The organism is Microbacterium sp. P26, from assembly GCF_023712585.1.
In the GTDB taxonomy this organism is placed as follows: Bacteria; Actinomycetota; Actinomycetes; order Actinomycetales; family Microbacteriaceae; genus Microbacterium; species Microbacterium algihabitans_A.
This window is the reverse complement of sequence record NZ_JAMAXZ010000008.1, coordinates 220,466-247,098: the sequence shown is the minus strand read 5'-3', so window position 1 is coordinate 247,098 and position 26,633 is coordinate 220,466. Positions and strand designations below refer to the sequence as shown.

Genomic DNA, 26,633 nt, shown 5'->3' with positions numbered 1-26,633 from the left:
TGGACCTCCCCCACCGGCCGCACCTACACCGACGAACCCCTCCCCTACTCCCCCGCCGTCCGCTTCACCCCCGACGACCCACCCCCACCCGACCCCGACGACAACGGCACACCCCCACCCTTCTGACACGCGCCGCCCCGCACCTGGGCCTCCCCGCGCGCGCTCCTCGCTACCCCCGTGCCTCGCAGACGCGCCCGCATCGAACACACGCCCTCGCCTCGATCAGGCGCACCCGTGCCCGCGCCCATCCACACCCCACCTTCGACGCGCACCGCCTCGCACCCGCACCCGGGCGCGCCTGCGCTGAGCAGCGGCACCCGCGTTCGCGTCCCCGCGCCCGTACCGGCGCCGCGGGAGGAGCATCAACGCTGAGCAGCAGCACCCGCGCCCAATCCCTCGCGCCCGCTCTCGTACCCGGGCTCGTACCCGGGCTCGCTCACGCCGACGCCCGCACCCGCACCCGCACCCGGGCGCGCCTGCGCTGAGCAGCGGCACCCGCGGACTCGCGCTCTCGCTCGCCATTCCACACGCCGACGCCCGCCCCCGCACCCGCCGCCGCGCCCACACCCCTGCCCGCGCGCACCGTACGCTCGACGCATGCCTCTCGCCCTCGTCACCGGCGCCGCCCGCGCGAACAGCATCGCGGCCGCGATCGTTCCGCGTCTCCGCGACGAGGGGTGGGAGGTGGTCACGAGCGAGCTCGACTCCGGCGATTACCCGTGCGACCTGGCCGATCCGGAGGCGCCGACCGAGCTGATCGAGCGCATCGTCCGCGAGCGGGGCATCCTGCACGCGCTGGTGCTGAGCCACGCTCACGACGTCGAGAGCGGCATCCTCGACACCACCGCAGAGAGCTTCGACACCCACGTCGCCGTGAACGCCCGGGCATCTCTGCTGCTCATCGCCGCGTTCGCGCGGCAGGTCGACGAGACGGGCGGCGCCATCGTCGCCTTCACGAGCGACCACACCACCGGCAACCTGCCGTACGGCGCCTCGAAGGGCGCGCTGGATCGCATCGTGATCTCAGCGGCCCGGGAGCTCGGGCCCCTAGGGATCTCCGCGAACGTCGTCAACCCCGGTCCGATCGACACCGGGTGGATGGACGACGAGACGCGCGACGCCCTAACGCCCCATCACGCGCTCGGTCGCATGGGAACCCCGCGCGACATCGCCGGGATCACGGCGTTCCTGCTCTCCACCGAAGGTCGCTGGGTCAGCGGCCAGCTGCTCCACACCGACGGCGGCTTCTCCGCGCGATTCTGAGCCACCCCGCCGGGCGAGCGGCAGCAGCGAAAAGCCCGCTCGGCAACTCGTGGAAACGCGTGTGGGGCGCAGGAATCGGCATCCGGCACCCCACACGCGAACCAGCGGTACTCAGCCGCTCTTGCGTCGGAACTCGCGCTTGGTGACGGCTGCGTGCGTGCCCTGCACAGCCGAGTGGCCGTCGAGGTGCGCCTGACCCGACTGCTGGGCGCCGTTCTTCTTCGCGAGCGCCTCTTTGAACTTTCGCTTCATCTCGTCGGATGCCGAGGCACCCGAGGTCTCGTCGGTACTCATGACCCCACCCTAGGCATGCCCACGGCGTCGGCGCACCGCCGGGGCCGGGTCGCGACGCTCAGACGTGCCGCACGCGCTGCTGCAGCCGGGTGCGGATGTCGAACAGCTCCGTGCCGCCGACCTCGCGCGCTCCGGCGATGCCGCGGCGCAACAGGGTCGTCAGGGCACTGCGGGTGACGAGGGCGACGGGAGTGCCGCGCACCTTGCCGAGGTCGGTGACGGCGTCGAGCACGTCGTCGTCGGGCAGCACGATCATCGCCCCGCTGAATCGCACGCCGGCCGACCGGGCAATCACCCGTGCGCGCGAGACGAGCTGGGTCACGGGCGAGCCGAACACGTTCGGCCCGGTGATCTCGCCGCGGCGCACGCCGACCGGGCCGCCGAAGTCCTCGCTCAGCATCGCGTACAGGCCGCTCGGCCCCAGCACGAGGTGGTCGAGCTTCTGCTCGGGGTCGCGCCCGTCGCGATCCGCGAACACGTCGTGCCAGACGGTGTAGCCCATGCCGAGCTCCGAGACGAGCCGCGCGGTCTCTTCCTCGGCGAGCGCGTCGGCCAGGATGTGCCGGATCTCGGGGGGAGCCGAGCGCACGAGGGCGGGGTCGTACGGATCGGCGATGTCGACCCCGCGGCCCACCCATTCGCGGATCAGGTCGAGGTAGCGCTCTCGGCGCCAGCCGCCAGGCTGCCCGTGCGAACGCGCGCGCGGCCGGGTGTCGGCGGGGCGCGAGGGGGCGGATGCCGAGGAGCCGGCGCCCCATTCGGTCGGACCCGACCCTGAGCTCGATCCGCGACCCCGGTCGTACGCATCGCGCGCCTCGGGGGTTCCGATGAGCTCCCAGGCGCGCTGCACCTGCACGAAGAGGGCGGCGTCTCCCCCGGTGTCGGGGTGGGTCTCGCGCAGACGCACCCGGTAGGCGCGGCGCAGTCCTTCATCGTCGACGTCGGCGGCCACGCGGAGCACCTCGTATGCCGAAAGCGACATGGGGCTGTCGAACACTGGCGTCATCCGTCCTGCCGCACGGGCGCGGCATCCTTCAGGCTATCCCGCCGAGTCTGAGGGAGCCCCGACCGCCCGCCGAGAAGATGGAGTGCGCGCCCCATCGCGCCGTCGCCTCCGCGGCCGTCGCGCGTACGCCGCCGCGTCGCGGCTCGACAGGGCGAGCAGCACGAGGATGTCAAGGCTGAGCGTGAGCAGGGTCGTGCGCACGGTGATGTCCTGACCGAACTCCCACCAGCCGATGAACGACCCGACGATCGACAGCGTCGAGATGAGCATGACGACGACGCGGGCGAGGTTGCCGCCCGCCAGCACGAATACCCCGAACACCACCTGAACCAGTGCGACCAAGCCGAGCGCGCCCAGGAACACCCCCGGCGTCGTGTCGAAGTCGGCGAGGGTGAGGGGGCTCGAGCCGTCGGACGCGTCTCCGGATGCCGCGGCCACCACCTGCAGCCACGGCGGGAGCTCGAACGCGACGCCGAGCGCCCACAGCATCCCCGCGGCGGCGCGCAGGAACACCAGTACCGCCCCGGCGACGGTGGCCGCGGGCCGGTGCATGTCGGGAGCGCCCGCGACGGCCGGGGCGAGGGGCTCGAAGGCCGCGCGTTTGTTCGGGGCCTGCCGGGCGTTCACGTGCGCGCCTCCCCCGCCTCGACGCGGGCCCCCGCGACGCGGACCGCCGCGACGCGAACCCCCGCGACGCGAACCGCCGAGACGTCGACGATCGGCAGATCCCCGTCGGTCGTGATGCTGTCGCCTCCGCCGTTGCGCGAGTGGTAGCCGGTGGAGAAGTCGCGGATCACGTCGACCGCCACCCCGGGCACGGCGCGCACGGTCCCGACGATGTGGTCGCGCTCGATGTCGGTGTCGGCGTCGATGCGGTGCGTCACCTGCAGGGTGAACAGCGACAGGCCGACCGCACGGTCGAAGGTGCCGGCCGCAAGCCAGCCGACCCGGCGTCCGCCCGGCAGCAGCCACCCGTCGGGGCACTTCCACAGCCGCACGTGGTGCCGCTGGGCCGGCGACCCCGCGACCTCTTGCTGGTAGGCGAGATCCTGCATCCGCCCGAACAGGAACAAGGGGCTCACCGGAGCCCGCGGGTAACTGCGCCGACGAAGCGTCGACGTGATGATGCGCCACGACGAGCGCAGGCTGACGGGGTCGGCGGGGATCCACCCGGCGGCGGCCATCACCGCCTCGATCGCCTCCCGCTCGCCCTGGAACGCGAGGTTGACGGGATCGCCGAGCAGCCCGTCGGAGGTGCGCGTGCGCCCCATGAAGTAGTCGGGCACGTACACCGCGGTCAGGATGCGGTGAAGCCGCGGCAGCACGAGATACGCCAGCAGCACCCAGAAGGCGATCGCCATCGCGATCCCCGCCCAGCCGAGCGAGAACGACGCGGTGAAGCTCAGGTAGGCGAGCCAGATGGCGGCGAGACCGGCGAAGACGAAGAAGAACCCGTCGAGGGCCCGCCCGATCGACCAGCGTCGCCGCCCGGTCATGACCGCCCCGGCCTCACCACAGCTCCGGCTCCGGCTGGAACGCGAACGCCTCAGCGACGCGGTCGGCGGGGAGGTCGTCGAGCCGCGCGGGCGACCACGACGGCGAACGGTCCTTGTCGACCACCTGCGCGCGGATGCCCTCGATGAGATCGGGCTGCGTGAACGCGAACCACAGCACGAGGCCGTACTCCTGAGCAAGAGCCGCGCGCAGCGACGGCAGGGTGCGGGCCCGGCGCACCGCCTCGAGGGTCACGGCGAGCGCCGTCGGGGCGGAGCCCGCCAGCAGCTCGGCCGTCTCGTGCGCTTCGGTCTCGGGGCGGGCGCGCAGCCGCTCCACGATGCCGGCGACGTCGTCGGCGGAGAAAGCGTCGTCGATCCATTCGCGGGCGGTCTCGAAGCGCGACGGCTCGGGCGTCTCGTCGAAGAGCAGCACCAGCTCGGTGGGGCTCGAGGGGTCGGCGCGATTCTCGAGCGCTTCGTACAGCGCCTCGAGGTGCGCGGTCGGAACCATGTGGTCGGCGAAGCCGGCGTAGAGGGCGTCGGAGGCGTCCATCGTCCCTCCGGTGAGGGCGAGGTATTCGCCGAGCCGGCCGGGAGCCCGGGCCAGCAGCCACGATCCGCCCACGTCGGGGGTGAACCCGATGCGCGTCTCGGGCATCGCCAGTCGGGAACGCTCGGTCACGATGCGAATCGCCGCGTGACCGGCGAGACCGATGCCCCCGCCCATGCAGACGCCGTCGGCGATGGCGACCACGGGCTTGGCCGACGTGGCGATGCGGTGGTCGAGCGCGTACTCCTCGCGGAAGAACGCGTGCACCTCGTCGACCCGACCGCCTACGACCATCTCGTGCAGCGCCCGCACGTCGCCGCCGGCGCAGAACCCCCGATCACCGGCCCCATCGAGCAGGATCACGTCGACGTCGGTGTCGCGCTCCCAGCGGTCCAGCGTCACGTTCAGCGCCCGGATCATGTCGAGATCGAGGGCGTTGATCGCGCGCGGCCGGTTGAGCGTGAGGTGACCGAGGCCGCCACGACCCCCCACGAGGACGCTGTCGTCGTCGGTTCGCTGTGCGTGCACGATGCCACGTTACACAGACCGATCTCGGCGGTCCGGGCCCGCGATGACGGTTTTTCCGCCTCCGATCGGGGAAGATGGTCTGAACACCCGCGGAATGAAAGGTGCCGTATGCCCGACGGACAGGTCCTGGAGCTCGCCGGGCTCACCAAACGGTTCGGCGCGGTCTCGGCGGTCGACGACCTCACGGCGCGCATCGAGCCCGGCCAGGTCACCGGCTTCCTCGGCCCCAACGGCGCGGGCAAGACCACCTCACTGCGCATGCTGCTGGGCCTCGTGCGCCCGACCTCGGGCACCGCGACCATCGGCGGCAAACGCTACGTCGACCTCGAGAACCCCCTGCGGAGCGTGGGCGCCGCCCTCGAGGCCTCGAGCTTCCACCCCGGCCGCTCCGCCGCCAAGCACCTGACCGCGTACGCGCAGGCCGCCGGGCTCCCCCGCGCCCGCGTCGACGAGGTGCTCGGTCTGGTCGGACTCGCCGACGTCGCCGGGCGCCGCGTCGGCGGCTTCTCGCTCGGTATGCGTCAGCGCCTCGGGCTCGCGACCGCCCTGCTGGGCGACCCGGGCGTGCTCGTGCTCGACGAACCGTCGAACGGACTCGACCCCGAGGGCATCCGGTGGATGCGCTCGCTGCTGCGCCACCTCGCCGAAGAGGGCCGCACGGTGCTCATCTCGTCGCACCTTCTCGCCGAGGTGCAGCAGACCGTCGACGCGCTGCTGATCATCTCGCGCGGCCGCCTGGTCTTCCAGGGCGGCATCGAAGACCTCGCCGACCCCGACGAGTTCTCGACCGTCGTCGACTCGACCGACCGCGCCGCCCTCTCGCGCGTGCTCGACGAGCAGGGCATCGAGTACCAGCTGCTGCGCAACGGCTTCACGATCCGCCACCACGACCAGATCGGCATCGGCGCACTGGCGGCCGCGAACGGCGTCGCCCTGTCGAACCTGCAGAGCAAGGGTGCGAGCCTCGAAGACATCTTCCTCGAGCTGGTCAGCGGGGTGCGCGTGCACGCGAGCGCCGGCGCGACCGCCGCGCAGGATCAGACTCCGGATGCCGCGACCCCGGGCGACCCGTCGGAGCCCGCTGTCACCGAGCCCGCCGCTTCCGAGCCTCCCGCTGAGCCCGCCCCCGCGGCATCCGCCCCCTCCTCCGGACCCGACGACGACCCCCGCCCCTCCACCGCCCTCGTCGCCGTGATGGCCCCGCCGCGCGCGGCGACCCGCGTGGCATCCGCACCCGCCGCCGAGAGCCCCCGCCGCTCGTACGCGGTCGCCTCGACCGGCGTGATCGACATCGTCCCGAGACCCGACGCTCCGGCGCACGAGCACGAGGAGGGGCAGCGATGACGCTCCTGGCATCCACCCGCTCCGAGTACACGAAGCAGTTCTCCACCGCCGGATGGTGGGTGCTCGCGATCGTGCTCGTCGCGTACGTGGCCTTCACGGCGGGCGTGCTCGCCTTCGTCTTCGGCGGCGTCGCATCGGGACAGCTCGGCGGCGCGACCGGCCCAGCTCTCGCCGCGGCGGCCGTCCCGCGCCTCGTCTACAGCTCGGCGACCGCCGTGGGCTACGTCTTCCCCCTCCTGGTCGGCACGCTCATGGTGACCACCGAGTTCCGCCACAAGACGCTCACCCCCACGTTCCTGGCCACCCCGCGACGTGGCGTCGTGCTCGGTGGCAAGTTCGCCGTGGGCATCGTCGTGGGCCTGCTCTACGGCATCCTGGGCGTCATCGCCTCGGTCGGCGCCGGCGCCGTCGTGCTGGGGATCTTCGGCATCGACACCCAGCTCGGCTCGTCCGACACCTGGGTGCTCGTGGGCCGCATGATCCTGGCCTTCATGCTGTGGGCCCTCGTGGGCATCGGGGTGGGCACGGTCGTACGCAACCAGGTCGCCGCGATCGTGATCGTGCTGGCCGTGACGCTGTTCATCGAGCCGATCGTCCGCACCGTCGGCGGTGTCGTCGAAGGGTTCGGCGACGTGGTCAAGTGGTTCCCGAGCGCGGCGAGCGACGCGCTGGTCGGCGAGACGATCTTCGCCACGATGTCGGCCGCCGGAACCGCGACGCTCGAGTGGTGGGTCGGCGGGCTCGCCCTTCTCGGCTACGCCGTGCTGTTCCTCGTGATCGGGCTCTTCACCACCTGGCGCCGCGACATCGACTGAACCCCGCAGGCTCGCGCTCCGGTCGAACGCCCGGCCGCGCCGCGCACCCGCATTTGGCAGGCCCGGCGGGGTCGGCGACAATCGAGCGTGCTCGATGGACCGGTGATCGCCGAGTGGCTCCCCGTTTCGGTCGGAGCCCTCGTGCTGCTGCTGGTCGCCGCCGGCGTCGCCGGCTGGGTCGACGCGGTCGTCGGCGGGGGCGGGCTCATCCAGCTCCCCGCACTGGTGATCGCGGTGCCCAAAGACGTCGCGACACCCTTCATTCTCGGCACGAACAAGCTGTCGTCGTTCTTCGGCACGCTCTCGGCGAGCTGGGTCTACCTGCGCAAGATCAAGGTGCAGTTGGTGCTGCTCGCGCCCCTCGTGATCGGCGCCTTCGCCGGATCGACGGTGGGCGCGGCCCTCTCGCGCTACGTCCCGCGCGAGGTGCTGACGCCGATCGTGCTCGTCGCCGTCGTCGCCGTGGGCCTCTACACGCTGTTCAAGCCGAAGATGGGCCTGCACCACGAACCGCGCCACACGGCGGCGCGCGCCATCGCCTGGCGCGCCGCGGCGATCGGACTCGCGGTCGGGTTCTACGACGGCATCCTGGGCCCCGGCACCGGGTCGTTCTTCGTCATCCTCATCGTCGGCGTGCTCGGTTACGGCTTCCTGCAGGCGAGCGTCAACGCCAAGATCGCCAACCTCACCACCAACCTCGCCGCCCTCGCGGTGTACGGCGTGCACGGCGAGGTCATCCTCGTGCTGGGCCTCGCGATGGCCGTGCTCAACGTCACGGGCGGCTTCATCGGCGCCCACATGGCCACGCGTCGCGGCAGCGGCTTCGTGCGCATCGTGTTCCTGGTGACGCTGTCGCTGCTCATCGTCAAGCTCGCGTGGGACACGATCGCGCAGTTCACGTCGTAACCCCGGCGAGGCGTGCGACCTGGCGCACCTCTGCTGAGTGTCCAGAACATCCGGACGGCTCGCGAATTCGTCCGGGTGTCGTGGACACTCAGCCGAGCGAGGTCCCCCGCGGGCACGTTCCGACGCGGGATCAGGCGACGATATCGGCGACGTCTTCGGGCTCGGATGCCACATCGAGGCGCAACGCCTTCAGCAGCGCCACGCCGTGCTTGGTGGTGAGCACCAGGCGCTCGAACTCGTCGTGACCGACGAGGTCGACGACGACGCTGGGCTTGCGCCCGCGGATGATGACGAAGTCGTTGCCCCCGGCCGACTTCCACGTGCCCGCGCCCACGGCGACCGGCAGGTTGATCCCGGGGTTCGGCACGCCGCGGATCCACGTCCACGCGTCGTCGGTCAGCTGCACGCGGTCGATGCTCTCGCGGGGCACCACGATGTTGCTCTTGCGGAAGGAGAGCGCTCGCTCGGTCGCCGACAGCACGACCTCGAGCTGCGTCGAATCGAGCAGCAGGGTCACCATGCCTCCATCCTGCCAGCGCCGAGCGGGCCCCCACCGGCGTGGTAGCTCACAGGAGCGCAACGATCGGGTCGCGCGGATCCCCCACTGCGCACGGATCCCCGACGGGAAGGGGAGTCGTCCTGCATGGGTTCCGTGAGGAACGGCAGTCGCCGCCCGCCCGAGGGCCACGCTGAGTCCATGTCGAGTCGAACGGACCCCCGTCGATCTTCCGAGCCCGACTCCGGTCGCCCCTCCGCGAGGGGCTTCGGGCCGAGACAACGCTGGGGATACATCACGCACGCCACGAGCCGGTACGGCAGCCACGAGACCGAATTGGTCGTGTACCCGCCCGACTCGTCCGAGCAGGACCGCCTGTGGGCGACGAGCGTGCACGCCTACGCCCCGTTCGCCGCGGGTGCGACCGTCATCGCGGCGCTCGCCGTCGTGCTGGCGGGTGTGTCGCCCGCGCACGCCTTCCCCGTGATGATCGCCGTGCTCGCAGGCGGCGGGGTGATCGTCTTCGCGAAGACCGTCACGCTGCGACGGCGCACCCGGTCGATCTGGGTCGGCGTCTCGGCCATCCATCCTGATGCGGATCGCGCCCGCCTCCAGGCGCACCTCGTCGAACTCGCCGAGACGATGACGGTCGCGGAGGACGCGGTCGACGACGGGCGGATGTCGGCCGACGACTTCGCCCGCATCTGGAACGAGGTCTTCGTCGAGGTGACCGCCCTCGAAGCCCGGCACGACGGCACGTCGACGGCCGCGTAGGTTCCGGCGGCCCCGGTCGGCCCGTCGGTCGCCCCGTCGATCGGCCCGGATGTCGGAGGCGCGGGATAGCCTTGACCAATGAGCACGGGCAGCGTTGCGCCGCGAGTCGCACCGGCCCGAGGCGCGTCGATCGGCGATCTTCTGACGGCGATCGCGGCGGGTCACCGCCCCGACGTCGACGAGACCGAGGCCCTGCTGGGCGCCGATCTCGGCGAGCTGCTGCCCGTCGCCAGCGTTCTGCGCGACGAGGGCCTCGTCCGCGCCGGCCGTCCCCGCGTGATCACCTACTCGCGCAAGGTCTTCGTGCCGCTGACGACCCTGTGCCGCGACCGGTGTCACTACTGCATCTTCGTCGACACCCCCGGCCAGCTCGCCCTGCTGCGCAAGCCCGCGTACATGAGCCCCGAGCAGGTGCTCACCGTCGTTCGCCAGGGCCAGGCCATGGGCTGCAAAGAGGCGCTGTTGACCCTCGGCGACCGCCCCGAAGAGCGCTGGCCCGAGGCGCGCGCGTGGCTCGACGAGCACGGCTTCGCCTCGACCATCGACTACGTCGCGCACATCGCCCGACTCATCACCGCCGAGACGGGCATGCTCGCGCACGCCAACCCCGGCGTCATGCACCCCGACGAACTCGCCGCGCTGCGACCCGTCTCCCCGTCGATGGGCATGATGCTCGAGACCACCTCGCGCCGCCTGTACGAAGAGCCCGGCCAGGTGCACTTCGGCTCGCCCGACAAAGACCCTGCACTGCGACTGAAGGTCATCGACGACGCCGGAGCCGCCGGTATCCCGTTCACCACGGGCATCCTCGTGGGCATCGGCGAGACGGTGCGCGACCGCGCCGAGTCGCTGGTCGCCCTGCGCGAGAGCGACGACCGCCACGGGCACGTGCAAGAGGTCATCGTGCAGAACTTCCGCGCGAAGCCCCGCACGGCGATGCAGGGCGCTCCGGATGCCGACATGCACGACTACCTGGCAGCCGTCGCCGTCGCGCGACTCGTGTTCGGCGCCGACATGCGCATCCAGGTGCCGCCGAACCTCTCCGACCCGCGCGAGCTGGGGCTGCTGATCGAAGCGGGGATCGACGACTGGGGCGGGGTGTCGCCCCTGACCGCCGACCACGTCAATCCCGAGCGCCCGTGGCCGCAGATCGACGACCTCGCCGCCCACACGGCGGCGCGCGGATACGTCCTCCGCGAGCGCCTCACCGCGCACCCTGAGTACGTGGGCGACGCCGCTCGCTGGGTCGATCCGGCCCTGCACGCGCCGCTCCGGGCGTTGGCCGATGACGCGGGACTCGCGGCCGATGTGAAGCCCGCGGCCGCACTCGCCGCGGTGGGGGCGTCAGGCGCGAGTGTCGTCGACCCCGGCGTGAAGCGTCTGGCCGAGCGGGCGGCATCCGCCCCTCTCGACCTCGGCGACGACGACTGGGCCAGACTGCTTCGTGCCACCGGTGCGGAGCTCGACGAGCTCACCGCTGCCGCGGACGACGCGCGCCGGTACACCGTCGGCGAGCCCATCACCCTCGTGCAGAACCGCAACCTCACCTCGACCGGGTTCCGTCGCGCAGGCCGCACCGGCACGGGAGAGTTCGACCTCGACGACGCCGCCGAGATCGCACGGGACGCCGCCGACCTCGGAGCGACCGAGATCTGCATCCAGGGGGCGCTCCGACCCGACGAAGACCCCTCGGGCTACCTCGACCTCGTGCGGGCGGTGAAGCGCGGGGCTCCCGGCATCCACGTGCACGCGTACCGACCGCTTGACGTGCGTGACCTCGCCGACCGCGGCGGGCTCGGGCTCGACGGCGCGCTCCGGGCGATGCGCGAGGCCGGCGTCGACACCGTCCCCGGCACGGGCGTGAAGATCCTCAGCGAGCGCGTGCGTGCCCTCGTCGCCCCCGGCGACCTCGAGATCGAGCGCTGGATCGAGGGCATCACCGCCGCGCACCGCGCCGGTTTCCGCTCGACCTCCGTGCTGTTCTACGGGCACGTCGAGACCGCCGACGAGCGCATCGCGCACCTTCGACGCCTCCGCGCGATCCAGGCCGAGACCCACGGCTTCGCGGAGTTCGTTCCGATCCCCCTGCCCGGCGGAGACGTCGCCCTGGTCGAGGGGCGCAGCCCGATCGACGAGCATCGCGCGATGGTCGCCGTGTCGCGCCTCGCGCTGTCGGGGAGCATCTCGCACGTGCAGATCCCGTGGACCCGCGTCGGACGCGAGGCCGCGGCCGTGCTGCTGCGTTCGGGGGGCGACGACCTCGGCGGCACGCTCTCCGACGGTCGCGTGCTGCCCGACACCGGCGTCGAGCAGGGCCTCGAGCTGCCGGTCGCGGCAGCCGAGCGCATCGCGCGGAGCCTCATGCGTCCCTTCCGGCTGCGCACCACGGACTACCGGGTCGCGCCCCGAACGAGCGACGGACACCGCGCATGAGGATCATCGACACCGTCGTGGTCGGGGCGGGCTTCGCGGGCCTCGCAATGGTCGGTGCCCTCCGGCGAGCGGGCCGCGACGACGTGATCGTGCTCGAGCGCGCGGCCGACGTCGGCGGCACCTGGCGCGACAACACCTATCCCGGGGTCGCGTGCGACGTGCCTGCTCACCTGTACAGCCTCGCCGCGCACCCCAACGCGGGTTGGTCGCGCACCTTCGCTCCGGGCGGCGAGATCCAGGACTACCTGCGCGACGTCGCCGCCCGCGAAGGGCTGGGCGACAAGCTGCGACTGCGCACGCCCATGCTCGGCGCCGCGTGGGACGCCGAGACGTCGGTCTGGCGCATCGACACCGGCACCGAAGAGCTGCTCGCCCGCTCACTCGTGCTCGCCTGCGGGCGCCTCACCGAGCCGTTCGTCCCCACGATCCCCGGGCTCGAATCATTCGCCGGGCCGCTGTTCCACTCCGCGCGGTACGACCACGACGTCGACCTCACCGGCAAGAGGGTGGCCGTCGTCGGCACCGGGGCGAGCGCCGTGCAGCTCGTGCCCGAACTCGCGCGGCGCTCCGCGCACGTCACGCTCTTCCAGCGCACCCCCGCGTGGATCGTCCCCCGCGGCGGCGGCGACATCCCCGTCTCCGAACGCGAACGTCTCGCCGACAACCCCGGCGCCCTCGCACGCCTGCGCGCCGAGCTCTACGCCGAGGGCGAGCAGCGTTTCGCCTCGCGGTCGGGCGACGCCGCGGCATCCGCCGCCGCCCGCGACGCCGCCCTCGCGCACCTGCACGCGCAGGTCGCCGACCCCGCGCTGCGCGCCGCGCTCACCCCCGACTACGCCTTCGGCTGCAAGCGCGTGCTGCTCTCCGACGCGTTCTACCCGGCGGTGGCGTCACCGGCCGTGACCCTCGAACCCACAGCCCTCGCCTCGGTCGACGGATCGACGCTGACCGCCGCGAGCGGCGAACGGTACGAGGCCGACGTGCTCGTGCTCGCGACGGGGTTCGCCTCGGCCGAGCAGCCGTACGCCGACCTCGTACGCGGCGACGACGAGACCCTCGCCGAGCACTGGTCGGCGGGTATGACCTCGTTCGGCTCGACCGTCGTCGCGGGCTTCCCCAACCTCTTCGTGCTCAACGGCCCCAACGCGAGCCTCGGCCACAACTCCGCCGTGCTCATGGCCGAAGAGCAGGCCGCCTACGTGGTGCGCGCCCTCGCCGAACGCGACCGGCGCCCCGAGCGGGTGCTGCGCGTGCGGCCCGCGGCCGAAGCGGCTTACACCGCAGAGATCGATGCCGCCGCGGCATCCACCCCCTGGATGACCGGCGGATGCCGCAACTGGTACGTCGATTCCCGCTCGGGCCGGCTCACCCTGCTGTGGCCGGGCACCGTCCAGTCGTTCCGCGAGCGTCTCACCGGCGCCGACGGGTCGGAGTTCGAACCCGCGCACACCCCCGTGCGCAGCTGACCACCTCGCGCACACCCGTGCGCGCGTCACGCAGAAGGAGACTCATGAGCGTTCCCCTGAGATTCGGCTACAAGGCCTCGAGCGAACAGTTCGGGCCCAACGAGCTGCTCGAGTTCGGCGTGCTGGCCGAGGAGGTCGGCTTCGACTCCGTCTTTCTCTCCGACCACCTGCAGCCGTGGATGCACGACGGCGGTCACGCCCCCAACGCCCTCCCCTGGCTCGGCGCGCTGGGTGCGCGCACCGAACGCGTCATCATCGGCACGAGCGTGCTCACCCCGACCTTCCGCTACCACCCGGGCGTCATCGCGCAGGTGTTCGCGACCCTCGGCGTGATGTACCCCGGCCGCGTCGTGCTGGGCGTCGGCACCGGCGAGGCGCTCAACGAGGTGACCCTGGGCCTGGAGTGGCCCGAGCCGCCCGAGCGCTTCCAGCGCCTCAAAGAGGCCATCACGATCATCAACGAGCTGTGGGCCGGCGAGCGCGTCACCTACGAGGGCACGTACTACTCGGTCAAGGACGCCACGATCTATGACCGCCCCGAGCAGAAGGTTCCGATCTACATCGGCGCCTCGGGTCCCGCGGCCACGCGTCTGGCTGGACGCATCGCCGAGGGCTACATCACCACGAGCGGCAAAGACCCCGAGCTCTACACCGAGAAGCTGCTCCCCGCCCTCGACGACGGCCTGTCGAAGGCCGGCCGTTCGCGCGACGACGTCGACACCCTCATGGAGGTGAAGGTGTCGTACCACCCCGACCACGACACCGCGATGGAGAAGACCCGCTTCTGGGCTCCCCTCGCGCTCACCGCCGAAGAGAAGATGAGCGTGCACGACCCGATCGAGATGCAGCGCCTCGCGAACGAGCTGCCGATCGAACGCGCGGCGTCGCGCTTCATCGTCTCGACCGACCCCGACGAGCACGTCGAGCGCATCGCGCAGTACGTCGACCTGGGCTTCCGCCACCTCGTGTTCCACGACCCCGGTCACGATCAGAAGGAATTCCTGCACATGTACGGCGAGGAGATCCTGCCCCGCCTGCGCAAGCGGTTCGCCTGAGGCGGCGGGGTGGCGAGGGGCTGCACGTTTCACGGCACCCCGCCACCCCCGCACGGGAATGTCGGATGCCCGGCACACAATGGAGGCGATGAGCATTCCTGACACCTCCGGCTGGACGATCGTCGTGCCGGTCAAGCCCGCCGCGGTCGGCAAGACCCGACTCACCGACGTCGGCACCGACCGCGAGGCCCTCGCGCGCGCCATCGCACTCGACACCATCGCCGCGGCCGCCGCAGCCGATCTGGTGTCGCGCGTCATCGTCGTGACCGACGACGAGGGTGTCCGCTCCGAGTTCCGCCGCTCGCGCACCGTCGACGTCGTGCCCGAGGGCGACACGCGCGGCCTCGACGCGGCCATCGCGCTCGGCGCCGAGGCGGCGGGGGTCGGCGTCCCGCGCGCCGCCCTGCTCGGCGACGTCCCCGCCCTGCGCCCCGCCGATCTCGACGCCGCGCTCGAGCTCGCGGCATCCGTCGAACGGGGCTTGGTGACGGATGCCGAGGGCACCGGCTCCACACTCGTCACCGCTCGCGCCGGTGCGGTGTGGGTCTCGGCCTTCGGACCCGATTCCGCCGCGCGCCACCGCCTGCTCGGCTGCACCGCCCTCGCCGTCGACCGCGCCTCGACGCTGCACCGCGACGTCGACACCGCCGCCCAGCTGTCCGAGGCCGTGGCCCTGGGTGTGGGTCCGCGGACGTCGGCGGTGCTGGCCGCGGCTGCGGCCTGAGGGCCAGCGACCCAGCCGGAGGCTCAAGCCCCCAGCGCCGCCTCCGCGATCGCGGCCGAGGTCGCCTCGTCGCGCATCCACAGCGGCGCGACGACGGCGCGCATGCCCGCGGCCTCCACCTCAGGTGCCGCTGCCGCGTCCTCCTCGGCGAGCAGCCACGCGTCGAGCACGCCGTCGGCCGACCGCGCGCCGTAGTGCCGGGCGACGGCCGCGGCGGAAGTTTCCACCCCGATCGCGGTCAGGCACACGTCGGCCATGCCGCGCACGACCCGCCCCCCGATGATCGGCGAGACGCCGACCACCTTCGCCGACGTCTGCCGCACGGCATCCCGGATCCCGGGAACCGCCAGGATCGGACCGATCGACACGACGGGGTTCGACGGGGCGATCAGCACGACATCGGCCCCCGCGATGGCCTCGGCGACGCCCGGGGCGGGCACGGCATCCGCGATCCCGGGGTTCTCGAAGGCGCGGGGCGTGAGCCTCGCGCGGTGGCGCGTCCACCACTCCTGAAAGTGCATGCGCCCGCCGTCCTCCAGAAGCACGTGCGTGTCGACCTCGCTGTCGGTCATGGGGAGCATCCGGATGCCGAGCGGCCAGCGCTGCGCCATGCGTGCGAGCACCTCGGTCGGGGTGAGCCCCTCGCGCAGCCACCCGGTGCGCGCGAGGTGCGTCCCGAGGTCGAGGTCGCCGAGCGTGAACCACGGCCAGCCCGCGCCCCACGCCTGCAGTTCTTCATTGACGCGCTCGGTGTCGCCGGCCCGCCCCCAGCCGCGCTCGGTGTCGTTGACCCCCGCGAGGGCGTAGGTGATCGAGTCGACGTCGGGCTGCAGACGCACGCCGGAGAGCCAGAGGTCGTCGCCCGTATTGACGACGACGGTGGCCTCGGGAGCGTTCATCCGGCGAAGGGCGGCGCGGACGCCGAGGGTGAACTTCGACCCCCCGACTCCACCGGCGAGGACGACGACACGAGGCTGGGGAGGAAGCATTGGTTCAGTCTTCCAGCCGCACGGAGGGCGATCGACCGGATTCGGTGTCGCTCAGCTCGACCGTGCATCGACCGCGGCACCGCCACGCAGCGGCCGCCACGTCGCGCGACGCCGACGCGGGGCCATCGACGTCGGCCACCACGCCGCGAGCCGCGACAACAGCGACGAGAGGGCGGACGGTGCGGGAGGTGCGGGAAGCATGGTTCCAGCCTCGCCGCGCGGCATCCATCGCACATCATCGCAACGGACGAAACGTGTCCTCCTCGAGGATGATCCCGGCTACTGCGCGAGCAGTGTCGGATCCAGCGCCTCCGCGGCCGCCTTGGCCGCGACCGGCAGCGCCTCGAGCACTCGGTCGAGAGCGACCTCGTCGTGGGCGGCGGTGAGGAACCAGGCCTCGAACACGCTCGGGGGCAGCGAGACCCCGGCATCCAGCATCGCGTGGAAGAACGGCGCGTACCGGTACGACTGCTGCGTGAGCGCCGTGGCGTAGTCGAGGGGAACCTCGGGCAGGAACGCGACACCGAACAGCGAGCCCGCGCGCGGCACGGCGTGCACGACGCCCTCGGCCGTGAGCGCTGCGTCCAGCGCATCGGCGATCGTCGTGGCGGCGGCGTCGACCGCCGCGTAGACCTCGGGGGTGGCGAGGCGCAGGGTCGCGAGGCCGGCGGCCACCGACAGCGGGTTCCCCGACAGCGTGCCCGCCTGGTACACGGGGCCGAGGGGCGCGAGGTGGTCCATGATCTCGGCGCGACCGGCGAGGGCCGCCAGCGGCATGCCGCCGCCGATGACCTTGCCGTAGGTGAGGATGTCGGGCAGGTAGCGCTCGCCCTGCGACGCCTGCAGACCCCAGAACCCGGCGGGGTGCACGCGGAATCCGGTGAGCACCTCGTCCATGATCAGCAGGGCGCCGTGGCTGTGCGCGATGTCGGCGAGGGCGGCGTTGAAGCCGGGCAGCGGCGGGACGACGCCCATGTTGGCCGAGGCGGCCTCGACGATGATCGCGGCGATGTTCTCGCCGTGCACCTCGAACACCTCGCGCACCGCGTCGAGGTCGTTGTAGGGCAGCACGAGCGTCTGGGCAGCGATCGGCGCGGGAACGCCCGCCGACCCGGGCAGGGCGAGCGTCGCGACCCCCGAACCCGCGGCGGCCAGCAGGCCGTCGGAGTGACCGTGGTAGTGCCCGGCGAACTTGATCAGCAGGTCGCGACCAGTGACACCGCGCGCGAGACGGATCGCCGTCATCGTCGCCTCGGTGCCGGTCGACACCAGACGCACCTTCTCGATCGGCTTCAGATCACCGACCTGCACGCGCTGCGCGACGAGGTCGGCGAGCTCGACCTCGGCCCCCGTCGGAGCGCCGAAGGACAGACCGCGGGATGCCGCGGACTGCACCGCCCCGACCACCTCGGGGTGCGCGTGGCCGAGCAGGGCCGGACCCCACGAGGCGACGAGGTCGACGTACTCTCGACCCGCGGCATCCGTGATCCGCGCGCCGGAGGCCGACTGCACGAACCGCGGCGTGCCGCCCACGGAGCCGTACGCGCGCACGGGCGAGTTCACGCCGCCCGGGATGACGTCCTTGGCGCGAGCGAACCACTGGTCGTTGAGATCGGTCATGGCATCCATTCTTCCGGGCGCCCCTGTGCGAGGGGTCGAAAAGTGTCGCTTCGACGCCGTCCAGGCGACGAAAAGTGACCCCTCACGCGCGAGAGGTGCAGGGAGTGCTCAGAGCTCGGCGCGGAGCCAGCGGGCGGCTTCGACCGCCCAGTACGTCAGGATCGCGTCGGCGCCGGCGCGACGGATGCCGAGCAGGCTCTCCATGATCGCGCCGCGGCGGTCGATCCAGCCGTGGGCCGCAGCCGCCTCGACCATCGCGTACTCGCCCGACACCTGGTACGCCCACACGGGCACGTCGACCGAGGCCTTCACGTCGGCCAGCACGTCGAGGTACGGCAGCGCCGGCTTGACCATGACGACGTCGGCGCCTTCTTCGACGTCGAGCAGCGCTTCACGCACGCCCTCGCGACCGTTGCCGGGGTCGAGCTGGTACGAGCGGCGATCGCCCTTCAGCTGCGAGTCGACGGCCTCGCGGAACGGACCGTAGAAGGCCCCCGCGTACTTGGCCGAGTAGGCCAGGATCAGCGTGTCGCTGAAGCCCTCGGCATCGAGCGCCTCGCGCACCGCGCCGACCTGGCCGTCCATCATGCCCGACAGGCCCAGCATCGCCGAGCCCGCACGCGCCTGCGCGAGACCCATGGCGGTGTAGCGCTCGAGGGTCGCGTCGTTGTCGACGGCCCCGTCGTCACGGAGGACGCCGCAGTGCCCGTGATCGGTGAACTCGTCGAGGCACAGGTCGGTCTGCACGACCACCGCATCGCCGACCTCGGCCACCACGGCCTCGGTGGCGCGGTTCAGGATGCCGTTCGGGTCGTCGGCGCCTGAGCCCACGGCGTCGCGCACCTCGGGCACGCCGAAGAGCATCACCCCGCCGATGCGCTGCTCGGCGGCCTCGGCGACCGCGCGGCGGAGGGAGTCCATCGAGTGCTGCACGATGCCGGGCATCGAACCAATCGGGCTCGGCTCGGTGATGCCCTCGCGTACGAACATCGGCAGCACGAGCTGCGAGGGCACGAGGTGGGTCTCTCGAGCGAGACGACGGACGGCGGGGGTGCGGCGCAGGCGCCGCGGGCGGTGCTCGGGGAAGCTCATGAGGTCGATTCGTCGGAGTGCAGGGGGAAGCGGGCGACGGCTTCGATGAGGGAGTCGACGGTCTGGGTCTCGGCCACCACGTCGACGCTCAGACCAGCGCGCTTGGCGTCTTTGGCGGTGCGGGGACCGATGGCGGCGATGACGGTGGATGCCGGGATCTCGGGGAACTGGTCGACCACCTGCTCCGCGACCGAGCCGCTGGTGACGAGGATGGCGTTGATGCGACCCGAGGTGACGTCGGCCGCGATCTTCTCGGTCACGGGCACGCCCACCGTGCGGTAGGCCACGACGCTGCGCACGTTGTGTCCGGCCTCGATGAGCAGGCGCGTGAGCACGGGCTTGGCGATCTCGCTGCGCAGGGTCAGCACGTTGCGGGGCTCGGTCTCGATCGCGATCATCTGCTCGGCCATTCCCTGCGCCGAGTTGTCGCGCTCGGGCACGAGATCGACGTGGTAGCCGACGGCCTGCATCGCCGCGGCCGTGGTCTCGCCCACGACGGCGACCTTGGTCTGCGCGGGGATCACGGCCTTGTAGGCGTAAAGCACGTCGACGGTGGTGGCGCTGGTGAGCGTCAGCCAGTCGAAGGCGCCGTCGGCGAGGTCGGCGAGCGCCTGGTCGAGGGTGGCCTGGTCGTTCGTCGGCGCGAAGTTGATCAGCGGAGCGATGACCGGAACGGCGCCGAGCTGACGCAGGCTGGCGGCGACGCCGTCGCCCCAGGGGCCCCCGCGCGGCACGAGCACGCGTCGACCGGACAGAGGTTTGGGCACGCCGCCCGTCGAGGGGTTCGGCGTGTTCCAGTGGCCTTCATTCATGTGGTCGACTCTCGTGGTACCAGGTCGGCCGCCCCTCGTTCGAGCAGCCGACGCGCGGCTTCTCGGCCCGCTCGCGCCGCTCGCGCGATCGTTCCCCCGTCGTCGGCAGCATCCGCTCCATTGCCACTGCCCGTTTCCCCACCATACCCCGGTGAGAGACGCACGGTTCGGTCGATGCCGATCCGTTGCGTTCCATCGAGCGCGTAGACCACGGCCCGCAGACGCAGATCACCCTCGGCGAGCGAGGCGTGCGTGCCCACGGGGGCACTGCACCCGGCGTCGAGCGCCGACAGCACGGTGCGTTCCGCGGTGATCTCGGCCCGGGTGTCCTCGTCGTCGAGCTGTGCGAGGGCCTCGAGGATGTCGGGATCGATGTCGGCGCGCGTCTCGACCGCCAGCGACCCCTGCCCGGGAGCCGTCGGCCACTCCGACAGTCCGAGAGCCTCAGCCTGCAGTCCGCCGAGGTCTCCCCCGAGCCGTGACAAGCCCGCGGCGGCGAGGATCACGGCATCCAGTTCGCCGTCGCGCACGCGCGCGAGGCGCGAGTCGACGTTGCCGCGGATGTCGCGGATGTCGAGGCGCGGGTTGTGCCGCAGGGCCTGCGCGATGCGGCGGGGCGAACCCGTGCCCACCCGCGCGCCCGGGGCGAGCGAGCCCAGGGGAACACCGTCGCGCGTCACGACGACGTCGCGAGCGTCTTCACGCGCCGGGGTCGCGGCGATCACCAGACCGTCGGGCTGCTGCGTCGGCAGGTCTTTCAGCGAGTGGACGAGGAAGTCGCAGCGATCGGCGGCGAGCGCCTCCCGCAGACCGTTGGCGAAGACACCGCGCCCGCCCAGCTGAGACAGCGACGCACGGTTGACGTCGCCCTCGGAGACGATCGGGACCAACTCGACGGGGCGACCGGATGCCGCGGCCACAGCGTCGGCGACCATCTGCGACTGCGCCATCGCCAGAGCGCTGCGGCGAGTGCCGAGGCGCAGAGGCGCGCTCACTGGAGGATCTCGGGGATCTCGTCGAGGGAGACCAGACGGCCCGTGTAGAACGGCACCTCCTCGCGCACGTGGCGACGGGCCTCGGTGTAGCGGAGGTCGCGCATCATGTCGACGAGGTCGGTGAGCACGTCGGCCTCCATCGGCAGCAGCCACTCGTAGTCGCCGAGGGCGAACGAGGCCACCGTGTTGGCGATGACGCCCTTATAGGCGGAGCCCTTCTTGCCGTGTTCGATGAGCATCTCGCGGCGCTCCGCTTCGGGCAGCAGGTACCACTCGTAGCTGCGCACGAAGGGGTAGAGGCACAGCCACTGCTGGGCCTCGATGCCGCGGAGGAAGCCGGGCACGTGCGAGCGGTTGAACTCGGCGTCGCGGTGCACGCCCATCGCGTTCCACGTGGGCAGGAGGTTCTTCAGCAGCTCGGTGCGGCGCAGGCGGCGCAGGTCGCGCTGCAGCGCCTGGGGGTCTTCGCCGTGCAGCCAGACCATGAGGTCGGCGTCGGCGCGCAGGCCGCTGACGTCGTAGAAGCCGCGGACGGTGACGCCGTCGGCCTCGATGAGCGAGACCAGATCGGCCAGCTCGGTCGCCTCGGAGGCGACGACGGGGTTTTCGGGGTCGCGGCGGAACACGGCCCAGAGCGTGTAGACGGAAGAGGAGCTGTCATCGGACATGCTCCCAGTCTCGTCTCGTCGGGGCGGGGGTCCAAACCCGTTGACTCGGCGGCGAACCACCGCAGGACTCCCCCGCGAACGCCGAAGCGGCCCGGTCCGAGAGGACACGGGCCGCTTCGAGACGGATCAGCGCGTGTAGGCGCGCACGAGACCCCAGACGGCGAGGCCGACGAGGGCTGCGACGCCGGCGACGGCCGCGATGGCCACCTCGGGGTTCTGCTGCGCCTTGGTGCGGATCTCGTGCACCTTGCGATCGACGGCTTCGCTTGCGCGACGCGGCGCGTTGGCCTTGACCTCGATCGCCGCCAGAGCCGCGCGGAGCTCGGCACGGGCCGACTTCACGGGGTCGGTGATGCCCAGCGGGACCGCGGTGCGGGGAACGGGGACGGGGCGATCAATACTCATCGCGGGCCTCCTTCACGATGCGGACGTCTTCGGAGATGGCCTCGCCCGGGTTCTCGCGGTTCGCGAGCTTCTTGAACCGCAGGTACCCCAGCAGGGCGAGGATCGCCGTGATCACGACCATCACGGCGAACACGACGAGCGCCGACAGCCAGACGGGCCACCACGACGAGAGCCCGGCGATGACGAAGGCGAAGAAGACCGGGATCGCCCAGAACAGAACGATGAGAGCGCCGACGAACCAGCCGGCACCGATCCCGGCGTCTTTCGCCGTGCGCTGCGCCCAGGCCTTGGCACCGTTGATCTCGGCGACGACGAGGTTGCGCACGAGCTCGGGGATGTCGCCGATCAGTGTGAACAGGCTGTCGTCGGAGCGATCGCGGAATCCGCGGGGAGTCGTCATGCGGTCAGCTCCCGGACGCGTCGGAACCGCTCTGAGCGGCCTTGGCGCGCGTGGTGGCGGACTTCTCGGCGCGCTTGGCGTCGTCGACGGAGTCTTCGACCACGTCGGCGACCTCGTGGGCCGACTGCTTCGCGGCACGGCCGGCGCGCTCGGCGCGCTCCTGCACCGTGCCCGAGCCACTGGCGGCGCCGGTGACCGACTTCGCGCCCTTCCACACCACGCCGGGGACGGACTTGAGGGCCGAGACGCCGAACGCCTTGACCTTCTCGACCTGTCCCTGGACGACGGGCTGGTCCCAGACCTTCCCGGCCTGCGCCTTGATCTGCTCGTATCGCTGGCGGCCGGCGCGTGCTCCGAGCACGTAGCCCGCCACGAGTCCGACGACGAGTGCTGCTTTGCCCCTCATGGGGTCTCCTCACGCTCGATCAGTGCTGGTCGAGTCTCACAGTAGTCATGTATGCCGCGTCCGGCATCCGCCCTTGACAGCACGACGCCCATGCACGAGGGCGCGGGCGTTCAGCTGCGCCAGAGGGCGGCGCTGCGCACGCGGTCGGCCTCGTCGCGCGCGTCGGGGATGACCTGCGCCAGCCCCGTGCCCGACACCCACGCGCCCGTGACCCCGAGGCCGTCGACGGCGCGGACGGCGGCGCGCGCGGCCGCCGTCGCGGCGGCGCGCCCGATCGTGGCCGCGGGTTGGGACTGCACGTACCGCACCCGGTGGGAGTCGATGAGGGCGGATGCCGGCAGCTCCACTCCCAGCATGGCTGCGGCCTCGGTGCGCGCCAGGTCTGCGGCGGCGGCGTCGTCGAGCGCGGCCGTGGCGGGCTCCTCACCCTGGGCGCCGAACGACACGCGCACCACGTGCACGCCGGGCTTCGCGGCATCCCGCACCCAGTCCCACTTGGCGCTCGAGTGGGTCATCGCCTTGGCGACGTGACTGCCCGGCACCGTGAGCACTCCGGTTCCGCGCGGAGCGGCGTCGAGCACCGGAGCGTTCACCACCAGCGTCACCACCTCGACGACGGGAGCGATCGGGTCGCCGATCTCGAGGCCCTTCACGACGGGGGCGAGCAGTTCGCGCGCCGGCCCCTCGGGGAGCGCGACGAGCACGGCGCGTGCGGCGAGCGGCTTCTCGTCGACCGAGGTGACGACCGCCCAGCCGTCGCTCGTGCGCTCGAGCTTCTCGGCGGCCACCCCGCGGCGCAGCTCGACCCCGGCCTCTTCGAGCACCTCGACGAGTCGGTCGACCAGGCGCGACATGCCCCCGACGATGCCCTGGACGGCGCCGCCCGGCGCGGGGGCCTTGCCCGCCCCCGTCGCGACGGGCACGTCGGATGCCGGAGCGTCGGCCGGACGCGCGGCGGGGCGGCTCGCGCGGAGCTCGGCCACGGCACCGGTGAGCGACCCGACGCGCGTGAGCGCGGCATTGAGCCCGGGAGCGGCGAGATCGACGTCGATGTCGTCGGGCCGCGCGGAGTAGACCCCGCTGGTGACCGGCGCGACGAGACGGTCGAGCACCCGCGAGCCCAGGCGCGAGCCCACGAGCTTGCCGAGGCTGTGCGTGTGACCGATCGTGAGCGGCGGACGCAGGCGATCGAGATAGGCGCGCCACGCACCCGGCCAGCCGATCACGCGTCGCACGTCGGGGGCGAAGGGATTGTCCGGGATGCCGAGCACCCCGCCCTTCGGAAGAGGCGCCGCCCCGACCCCGGGCACGCCCGCGACCCACGCACCGGCCGGGTTCGGTGAGACGACCTCGCCCGCGAGACCGAGCTCGTCGAGGAGCCCGCGCACGATCCCGCCGCGCGTCGCGAAGCTCTCGGCACCGACGTCGAGCGTCATTCCGCCGACCTCCGCCGAGCGGACGACGCCGCCGAGCACGTCGGTTGCCTCGAGCACCGTCACGCGCAGCCCGACCTTCGCGCACTCGCGCGCGGCGACGAGGCCCGAGACGCCCCCGCCGATCACGACGACGTGCGTGTCGTGGGCCTGGCGCACGAGCCGGTCGAGCGACTCGCTCACGCGTCTTCTCCGTGGGCCCGGGCGACGATGCGGGTCAGCACCGTGGGGTCGGTGTCGGGCGGGACGCCGTGACCGAGGTTGAGCACGTGGGCACGGGCCACGCGTCCGCGGGCGAGCACGTCGTCGACGTGGGCGGCCAGCACTGGCCACGGCGCCCCCAGGAGCGCGGGGTCGATGTTGCCCTGCAGTGTCACGTCGGGGCCGACGATCGCGGCCGCTTCGTCGAGCGGCATCCGCCAGTCCACGCCGACGGCGTCGGCCAGGCCGCCCAGGCGCATGTCGTCGAGGAACGCGCCCGTGCCGACGCCGAAGTGGATGCGCGGCACCTCGATGCCCTCGAGCGCCTCGGTGGAGTGCGGCGCGATGAACTCGCGGAAGGTCGCGGTCGAGAGGGATCCCGCCCACGAGTCGAACAGCTGCACCGCCTGGGCGCCGCCCTCGATCTGCGCGTCGAGGAACGCGCGCGACACCTTCGCGAGCCACCCCGCGAGACGGTGCCACGACTGCGGATCGGCGTGCATCATTCCGCGGGCGCGCAGGTGCTCCTTCGACGGCCCGCCCTCGACGAGGTACGCCGCCAACGTGAACGGAGCGCCGGCGAAGCCGATGAGCGGCACCTGGTCGCTCAGCTCGGCCGTCACCCGACGCGCGGCCTCGCGGATCGGGTCGGCCGCGGCGGCGACGTCGGCCGGATCGATCGAGGTGATGCGCTCGACGTCGGCGGCGGTGCGCACGGGATCGGCGAACACCGGACCGCGCCCCGGCTCGATGACCACGTCGACCCCGGCCAGTCGCAACGGCACCACGATGTCGCTGAAGAAGATCGCGGCATCCACGTCATGCCGACGGATGGGCTGCAGCGTGATCTCGGCGGCGAGGTCGGGCGTCAGGCACGCGTCGAGCATGCGCGTGCCCACGCGCAGCTCGCGGTACTCGGGAAGGGAGCGACCCGCCTGGCGCATGAACCACACGGGCTGGCGCTCGGGACGGTCGCCGCGGAGGGCACGGAGAAGGGGCGCGTCGGGTGTGGCCATGGCATCCATCCTCCCATCCGACCCCTGAGCGCGAGGGGGATGCCTTGACGTCGAGAGGCCACCCGGAATACCCCGAGGAGGCCGGGCGTAGAATATCCACGTGTTGTTGTGCGTCAGCGCGAGTCACAAGACCGCGCCCTTCGAGCTCCTCGAGCGGCTCAGCGTACCCAGCACCCCCGTCGCCCCGTTGATCGCCGCGCACGACGAGCTCGTACAGGGCGCCGTCGTCGTCGCGACCTGCAACCGCTTCGAGGCCTACGTCGACATGGACGAGCCCGTGACCGCGGCCGTCGCCCTGGGTATCGACGCCACCCTGAACGCGATCGAGGCCGCCACCGGCGTGCCCGCGAGCGAGCTCGAGGGGTCGTACACCGTACTCGGCGGTGATGACGTGGCCGAACACCTGTTCTCGGTGGCATCCGGTCTCGAATCCGTCGTCGTCGGCGAGGGCGAGATCGCCGGTCAGGTGCGCCGCGCACTCACCGAGTCGCGTCAGCTCGGCACCACCTCCGCCGAACTCGAGCGCCTCTTCCAGCGCGCCTCCGAGGCGCAGCGCGGCGTGAAGAACCACACCGCGATCGGTCGCGCCGGCCGCTCGCTCGTGCGCCTGGGCCTCGAGCTCGCCGACAGCCGCATCGCCGACTGGTCGACCCTGCGCGTGCTGCTCGTGGGCACCGGCGCCTACGCCGCCGCCACCGTTGCCGCCCTGCGCGACCAGGGCGCCGAAGACATCTCGGTGCACTCCCCCTCGGGCCGCGCCGCGAAGTTCGCCGCCAAGCACGGGCTGCGCGCGATCTCGGCCGAGACCTTCCCCTCGGCCGTCGCGCACGCCGACCTCGTCATCACCTGCACCACGAGCGAGCACCACGTCGTCAGCGCCGCGACCTTCGCCGCCGGACGCGGGGCCTACGAGACCGCCGTCGACGACAGCACCGGACTGTGCCCCGTCGACCACACCGCGCGTCGCCTCGTGATCGACCTGGGCCTGCCCCGCAACGTCGACCCCGACGTGGCCACGGTGCCCGGTGTCGACCTGCTCGACCTCGAGACCATCCGCCTGCACGCCCCGCTCGAAGAGCTGCAGGCCACGGATGCCGCGCGCGACCTCGTGCGCGACGCCGCCCGTCGCTTCACCTCGGTCGGCGAGCGCAAGAACATCACGCCCGCCGTCGTCGCCCTGCGCGCCCACGTCTTCGGGGTGCTCGACACCGAGGTCGCCCGCGTGCGCGCCCGCGGCGACGAGAACGGCCAGACCGAGCAGGCCCTGCGCCACCTCGTCGGCGTGCTGCTGCACACCCCGACCACGCGCGCGCACCAGCTCGCCGAGACCGGCCGCGCCGACGAGTACATCGACGCGCTGTCCGCCCTGTTCGGCATCGAGGTGGCCGAGCCCGCCGCTCCCGCGCGCGGCGAGATCGCCGACGCGAGCTGACTCGCCCCTCGGGC

The 26,633-nt window shown here is 72.2% G+C and carries 27 protein-coding genes; 10 read left to right on the top strand and 17 right to left on the bottom strand.

Translation table 11 applies throughout. The features are described 5' to 3' along the window. Nucleotides 1–597 precede the first annotated feature (597 nt). Nucleotides 598–1,263, top strand: a complete 666-nt coding sequence (locus M3667_RS15565; RefSeq protein WP_251509391.1) for an SDR family oxidoreductase — start codon at nt 598–600, stop codon at nt 1,261–1,263. 111 nt (nt 1,264–1,374) lie between these two features. Here M3667_RS15565 and M3667_RS15560 read toward each other — a convergent pair whose 3' ends face one another. The 5 genes from M3667_RS15560 to M3667_RS15540 are packed head-to-tail and all read right to left on the bottom strand — an operon-like array spanning nt 1,375 to nt 5,137. Further along, entirely contained in the window at nt 1,375–1,557 is a 183-nt protein-coding gene (locus M3667_RS15560; protein ID WP_144831654.1) for a DUF5302 domain-containing protein, read from the bottom strand. A gap of 58 nt (nt 1,558–1,615) precedes the next feature. Continuing rightward, the gene (locus M3667_RS15555; protein ID WP_251509389.1) at nt 1,616–2,554 is read right to left on the bottom strand and encodes a DnaJ domain-containing protein; all 939 of its coding nucleotides are present in this window, start codon (nt 2,552–2,554) and stop codon (nt 1,616–1,618) included. Between the two features lie 42 nt (nt 2,555–2,596). Next, the gene (locus M3667_RS15550; protein ID WP_251509387.1) at nt 2,597–3,190 is read right to left on the bottom strand and encodes a hypothetical protein; all 594 of its coding nucleotides are present in this window, start codon (nt 3,188–3,190) and stop codon (nt 2,597–2,599) included. Further along, nucleotides 3,187–4,059, bottom strand: a complete 873-nt coding sequence (locus M3667_RS15545) for an LssY C-terminal domain-containing protein (protein WP_251509385.1) — start codon at nt 4,057–4,059, stop codon at nt 3,187–3,189. Before M3667_RS15545 ends, M3667_RS15550 begins: the two co-directional genes overlap by 4 nt. A gap of 13 nt (nt 4,060–4,072) precedes the next feature. After that, complete coding sequence (locus M3667_RS15540; protein WP_251509383.1) at nt 4,073–5,137, bottom strand: enoyl-CoA hydratase/isomerase family protein; 1,065 nt, start codon at nt 5,135–5,137, stop codon at nt 4,073–4,075. 108 nt (nt 5,138–5,245) lie between these two features. Between M3667_RS15540 and M3667_RS15535 the strand changes: the two genes are divergently transcribed. From M3667_RS15535 to M3667_RS15525, 3 genes are all read left to right on the top strand, one after another. Next, complete coding sequence (locus M3667_RS15535; RefSeq protein ID WP_251509381.1) at nt 5,246–6,481, top strand: ABC transporter ATP-binding protein; 1,236 nt, start codon at nt 5,246–5,248, stop codon at nt 6,479–6,481. Then, on the top strand, nt 6,478–7,296 hold the full coding sequence (locus M3667_RS15530; protein ID WP_251509379.1) for an ABC transporter permease: 819 nt from the start codon (nt 6,478–6,480) through the stop codon (nt 7,294–7,296). Before M3667_RS15535 ends, M3667_RS15530 begins: the two co-directional genes overlap by 4 nt. 87 nt (nt 7,297–7,383) lie before the next feature. Further along, nucleotides 7,384–8,202 (top strand): TSUP family transporter, encoded by an 819-nt coding sequence (locus tag M3667_RS15525; protein ID WP_251509377.1) that lies wholly within the window; start codon nt 7,384–7,386, stop codon nt 8,200–8,202. A gap of 130 nt (nt 8,203–8,332) precedes the next feature. Here the strand turns inward: M3667_RS15525 and M3667_RS15520 are convergent, their stop codons facing one another. Then, entirely contained in the window at nt 8,333–8,722 is a 390-nt protein-coding gene (locus M3667_RS15520) for a hypothetical protein (protein ID WP_144831630.1), read from the bottom strand. A gap of 177 nt (nt 8,723–8,899) precedes the next feature. Between M3667_RS15520 and M3667_RS15515 the strand changes: the two genes are divergently transcribed. The 5 genes from M3667_RS15515 to cofC all read left to right on the top strand — a co-directional run bounded on the left by M3667_RS15515 (nt 8,900) and on the right by cofC (nt 15,150). Beyond that, nucleotides 8,900–9,472, top strand: coding sequence for a DUF6611 family protein (locus M3667_RS15515; protein ID WP_251509375.1), 573 nt, complete (start codon nt 8,900–8,902; stop codon nt 9,470–9,472). Nucleotides 9,473–9,550: 78 nt separating this feature from the next. Continuing rightward, nucleotides 9,551–11,905, top strand: a complete 2,355-nt coding sequence (gene cofG, locus M3667_RS15510) for a 7,8-didemethyl-8-hydroxy-5-deazariboflavin synthase CofG (RefSeq protein WP_251509372.1) — start codon at nt 9,551–9,553, stop codon at nt 11,903–11,905. Next, nucleotides 11,902–13,371: an NAD(P)/FAD-dependent oxidoreductase gene (locus tag M3667_RS15505; protein ID WP_251509370.1), complete on the top strand. Its 1,470-nt coding sequence runs from the start codon at nt 11,902–11,904 to the stop codon at nt 13,369–13,371. Before cofG ends, M3667_RS15505 begins: the two co-directional genes overlap by 4 nt. Nucleotides 13,372–13,415: 44 nt before the next feature. Then, on the top strand, nt 13,416–14,426 hold the full coding sequence (gene fgd / locus M3667_RS15500; protein WP_251509368.1) for a glucose-6-phosphate dehydrogenase (coenzyme-F420): 1,011 nt from the start codon (nt 13,416–13,418) through the stop codon (nt 14,424–14,426). An 88-nt stretch (nt 14,427–14,514) separates the two neighbouring features. Continuing rightward, the gene (gene cofC, locus M3667_RS15495) at nt 14,515–15,150 is read left to right on the top strand and encodes a 2-phospho-L-lactate guanylyltransferase (protein ID WP_251509365.1); all 636 of its coding nucleotides are present in this window, start codon (nt 14,515–14,517) and stop codon (nt 15,148–15,150) included. A gap of 23 nt (nt 15,151–15,173) precedes the next feature. Here cofC and cofD read toward each other — a convergent pair whose 3' ends face one another. The 11 genes from cofD to hemE all read right to left on the bottom strand — a co-directional run bounded on the left by cofD (nt 15,174) and on the right by hemE (nt 25,187). Next, the gene (gene cofD, locus M3667_RS15490) at nt 15,174–16,139 is read right to left on the bottom strand and encodes a 2-phospho-L-lactate transferase (RefSeq protein WP_251509364.1); all 966 of its coding nucleotides are present in this window, start codon (nt 16,137–16,139) and stop codon (nt 15,174–15,176) included. Between the two features lie 279 nt (nt 16,140–16,418). Then, nucleotides 16,419–17,759, bottom strand: coding sequence for a glutamate-1-semialdehyde 2,1-aminomutase (gene hemL / locus M3667_RS15485; protein ID WP_251509362.1), 1,341 nt, complete (start codon nt 17,757–17,759; stop codon nt 16,419–16,421). A gap of 108 nt (nt 17,760–17,867) precedes the next feature. Beyond that, the gene (hemB, locus tag M3667_RS15480; protein WP_251509360.1) at nt 17,868–18,851 is read right to left on the bottom strand and encodes a porphobilinogen synthase; all 984 of its coding nucleotides are present in this window, start codon (nt 18,849–18,851) and stop codon (nt 17,868–17,870) included. Then, on the bottom strand, nt 18,848–19,663 hold the full coding sequence (locus M3667_RS15475; protein ID WP_144831607.1) for a uroporphyrinogen-III synthase: 816 nt from the start codon (nt 19,661–19,663) through the stop codon (nt 18,848–18,850). The genes hemB and M3667_RS15475 overlap by 4 nt, the downstream gene beginning before the upstream one ends. Then, nucleotides 19,660–20,658 (bottom strand): hydroxymethylbilane synthase, encoded by a 999-nt coding sequence (gene hemC / locus M3667_RS15470; protein ID WP_251509358.1) that lies wholly within the window; start codon nt 20,656–20,658, stop codon nt 19,660–19,662. Before hemC ends, M3667_RS15475 begins: the two co-directional genes overlap by 4 nt. After that, nucleotides 20,655–21,326 carry a hydrogen peroxide-dependent heme synthase gene (gene hemQ, locus M3667_RS15465; protein WP_144831601.1) on the bottom strand — a complete coding sequence of 224 codons (672 nt, stop codon included), beginning with the start codon at nt 21,324–21,326 and terminating at the stop codon, nt 20,655–20,657. The genes hemC and hemQ overlap by 4 nt, the downstream gene beginning before the upstream one ends. Nucleotides 21,327–21,452: 126 nt before the next feature. Then, nucleotides 21,453–21,731 carry a hypothetical protein gene (locus M3667_RS15460; RefSeq protein WP_251509356.1) on the bottom strand — a complete coding sequence of 93 codons (279 nt, stop codon included), beginning with the start codon at nt 21,729–21,731 and terminating at the stop codon, nt 21,453–21,455. Further along, nucleotides 21,721–22,131, bottom strand: a complete 411-nt coding sequence (locus M3667_RS15455) for a phage holin family protein (RefSeq protein WP_251509353.1) — start codon at nt 22,129–22,131, stop codon at nt 21,721–21,723. The genes M3667_RS15460 and M3667_RS15455 overlap by 11 nt, the downstream gene beginning before the upstream one ends. A 4-nt stretch (nt 22,132–22,135) precedes the next feature. Then, nucleotides 22,136–22,537 (bottom strand): hypothetical protein, encoded by a 402-nt coding sequence (locus M3667_RS15450; protein ID WP_251509351.1) that lies wholly within the window; start codon nt 22,535–22,537, stop codon nt 22,136–22,138. Between the two features lie 110 nt (nt 22,538–22,647). After that, complete coding sequence (gene hemG / locus M3667_RS15445) at nt 22,648–24,153, bottom strand: protoporphyrinogen oxidase (protein WP_251509349.1); 1,506 nt, start codon at nt 24,151–24,153, stop codon at nt 22,648–22,650. Next, the gene (hemE, locus tag M3667_RS15440) at nt 24,150–25,187 is read right to left on the bottom strand and encodes a uroporphyrinogen decarboxylase (protein ID WP_251509347.1); all 1,038 of its coding nucleotides are present in this window, start codon (nt 25,185–25,187) and stop codon (nt 24,150–24,152) included. The genes hemG and hemE overlap by 4 nt, the downstream gene beginning before the upstream one ends. 100 nt (nt 25,188–25,287) lie before the next feature. On the opposite strand from hemE, the gene M3667_RS15435 reads away from it, so the two are divergent. After that, complete coding sequence (locus M3667_RS15435) at nt 25,288–26,619, top strand: glutamyl-tRNA reductase (RefSeq protein WP_251509345.1); 1,332 nt, start codon at nt 25,288–25,290, stop codon at nt 26,617–26,619. Nucleotides 26,620–26,633: the final 14 nt, after the last annotated feature.

Bases quoted from the DNA above. Each gene is read 5' to 3' on its own strand.
- M3667_RS15565 (WP_251509391.1), top strand. From the start codon at position 598: ATGCCTCTCGCCCTCGTCACCGGCGCCGCCCGCGCGAACAGCATCGCG.
- M3667_RS15560 (WP_144831654.1), bottom strand. From the start codon at position 1,557: ATGAGTACCGACGAGACCTCGGGTGCCTCGGCATCCGACGAGATGAAG.
- M3667_RS15545 (WP_251509385.1), bottom strand. From the start codon at position 4,059: ATGACCGGGCGGCGACGCTGGTCGATCGGGCGGGCCCTCGACGGGTTC.
- M3667_RS15535 (WP_251509381.1), top strand. From the start codon at position 5,246: ATGCCCGACGGACAGGTCCTGGAGCTCGCCGGGCTCACCAAACGGTTC.
- M3667_RS15530 (WP_251509379.1), top strand. From the start codon at position 6,478: ATGACGCTCCTGGCATCCACCCGCTCCGAGTACACGAAGCAGTTCTCC.
- M3667_RS15520 (WP_144831630.1), bottom strand. From the start codon at position 8,722: ATGGTGACCCTGCTGCTCGATTCGACGCAGCTCGAGGTCGTGCTGTCG.
- M3667_RS15515 (WP_251509375.1), top strand. From the start codon at position 8,900: ATGTCGAGTCGAACGGACCCCCGTCGATCTTCCGAGCCCGACTCCGGT.
- cofG (WP_251509372.1), top strand. From the start codon at position 9,551: ATGAGCACGGGCAGCGTTGCGCCGCGAGTCGCACCGGCCCGAGGCGCG.
- M3667_RS15505 (WP_251509370.1), top strand. From the start codon at position 11,902: ATGAGGATCATCGACACCGTCGTGGTCGGGGCGGGCTTCGCGGGCCTC.
- fgd (WP_251509368.1), top strand. From the start codon at position 13,416: ATGAGCGTTCCCCTGAGATTCGGCTACAAGGCCTCGAGCGAACAGTTC.
- cofC (WP_251509365.1), top strand. From the start codon at position 14,515: ATGAGCATTCCTGACACCTCCGGCTGGACGATCGTCGTGCCGGTCAAG.
- cofD (WP_251509364.1), bottom strand. From the start codon at position 16,139: ATGCTTCCTCCCCAGCCTCGTGTCGTCGTCCTCGCCGGTGGAGTCGGG.
- hemL (WP_251509362.1), bottom strand. From the start codon at position 17,759: ATGACCGATCTCAACGACCAGTGGTTCGCTCGCGCCAAGGACGTCATC.
- hemB (WP_251509360.1), bottom strand. From the start codon at position 18,851: ATGAGCTTCCCCGAGCACCGCCCGCGGCGCCTGCGCCGCACCCCCGCC.
- M3667_RS15475 (WP_144831607.1), bottom strand. From the start codon at position 19,663: ATGAATGAAGGCCACTGGAACACGCCGAACCCCTCGACGGGCGGCGTG.
- hemQ (WP_144831601.1), bottom strand. From the start codon at position 21,326: ATGTCCGATGACAGCTCCTCTTCCGTCTACACGCTCTGGGCCGTGTTC.
- M3667_RS15460 (WP_251509356.1), bottom strand. From the start codon at position 21,731: ATGAGTATTGATCGCCCCGTCCCCGTTCCCCGCACCGCGGTCCCGCTG.
- M3667_RS15455 (WP_251509353.1), bottom strand. From the start codon at position 22,131: ATGACGACTCCCCGCGGATTCCGCGATCGCTCCGACGACAGCCTGTTC.
- M3667_RS15450 (WP_251509351.1), bottom strand. From the start codon at position 22,537: ATGAGGGGCAAAGCAGCACTCGTCGTCGGACTCGTGGCGGGCTACGTG.
- hemE (WP_251509347.1), bottom strand. From the start codon at position 25,187: ATGGCCACACCCGACGCGCCCCTTCTCCGTGCCCTCCGCGGCGACCGT.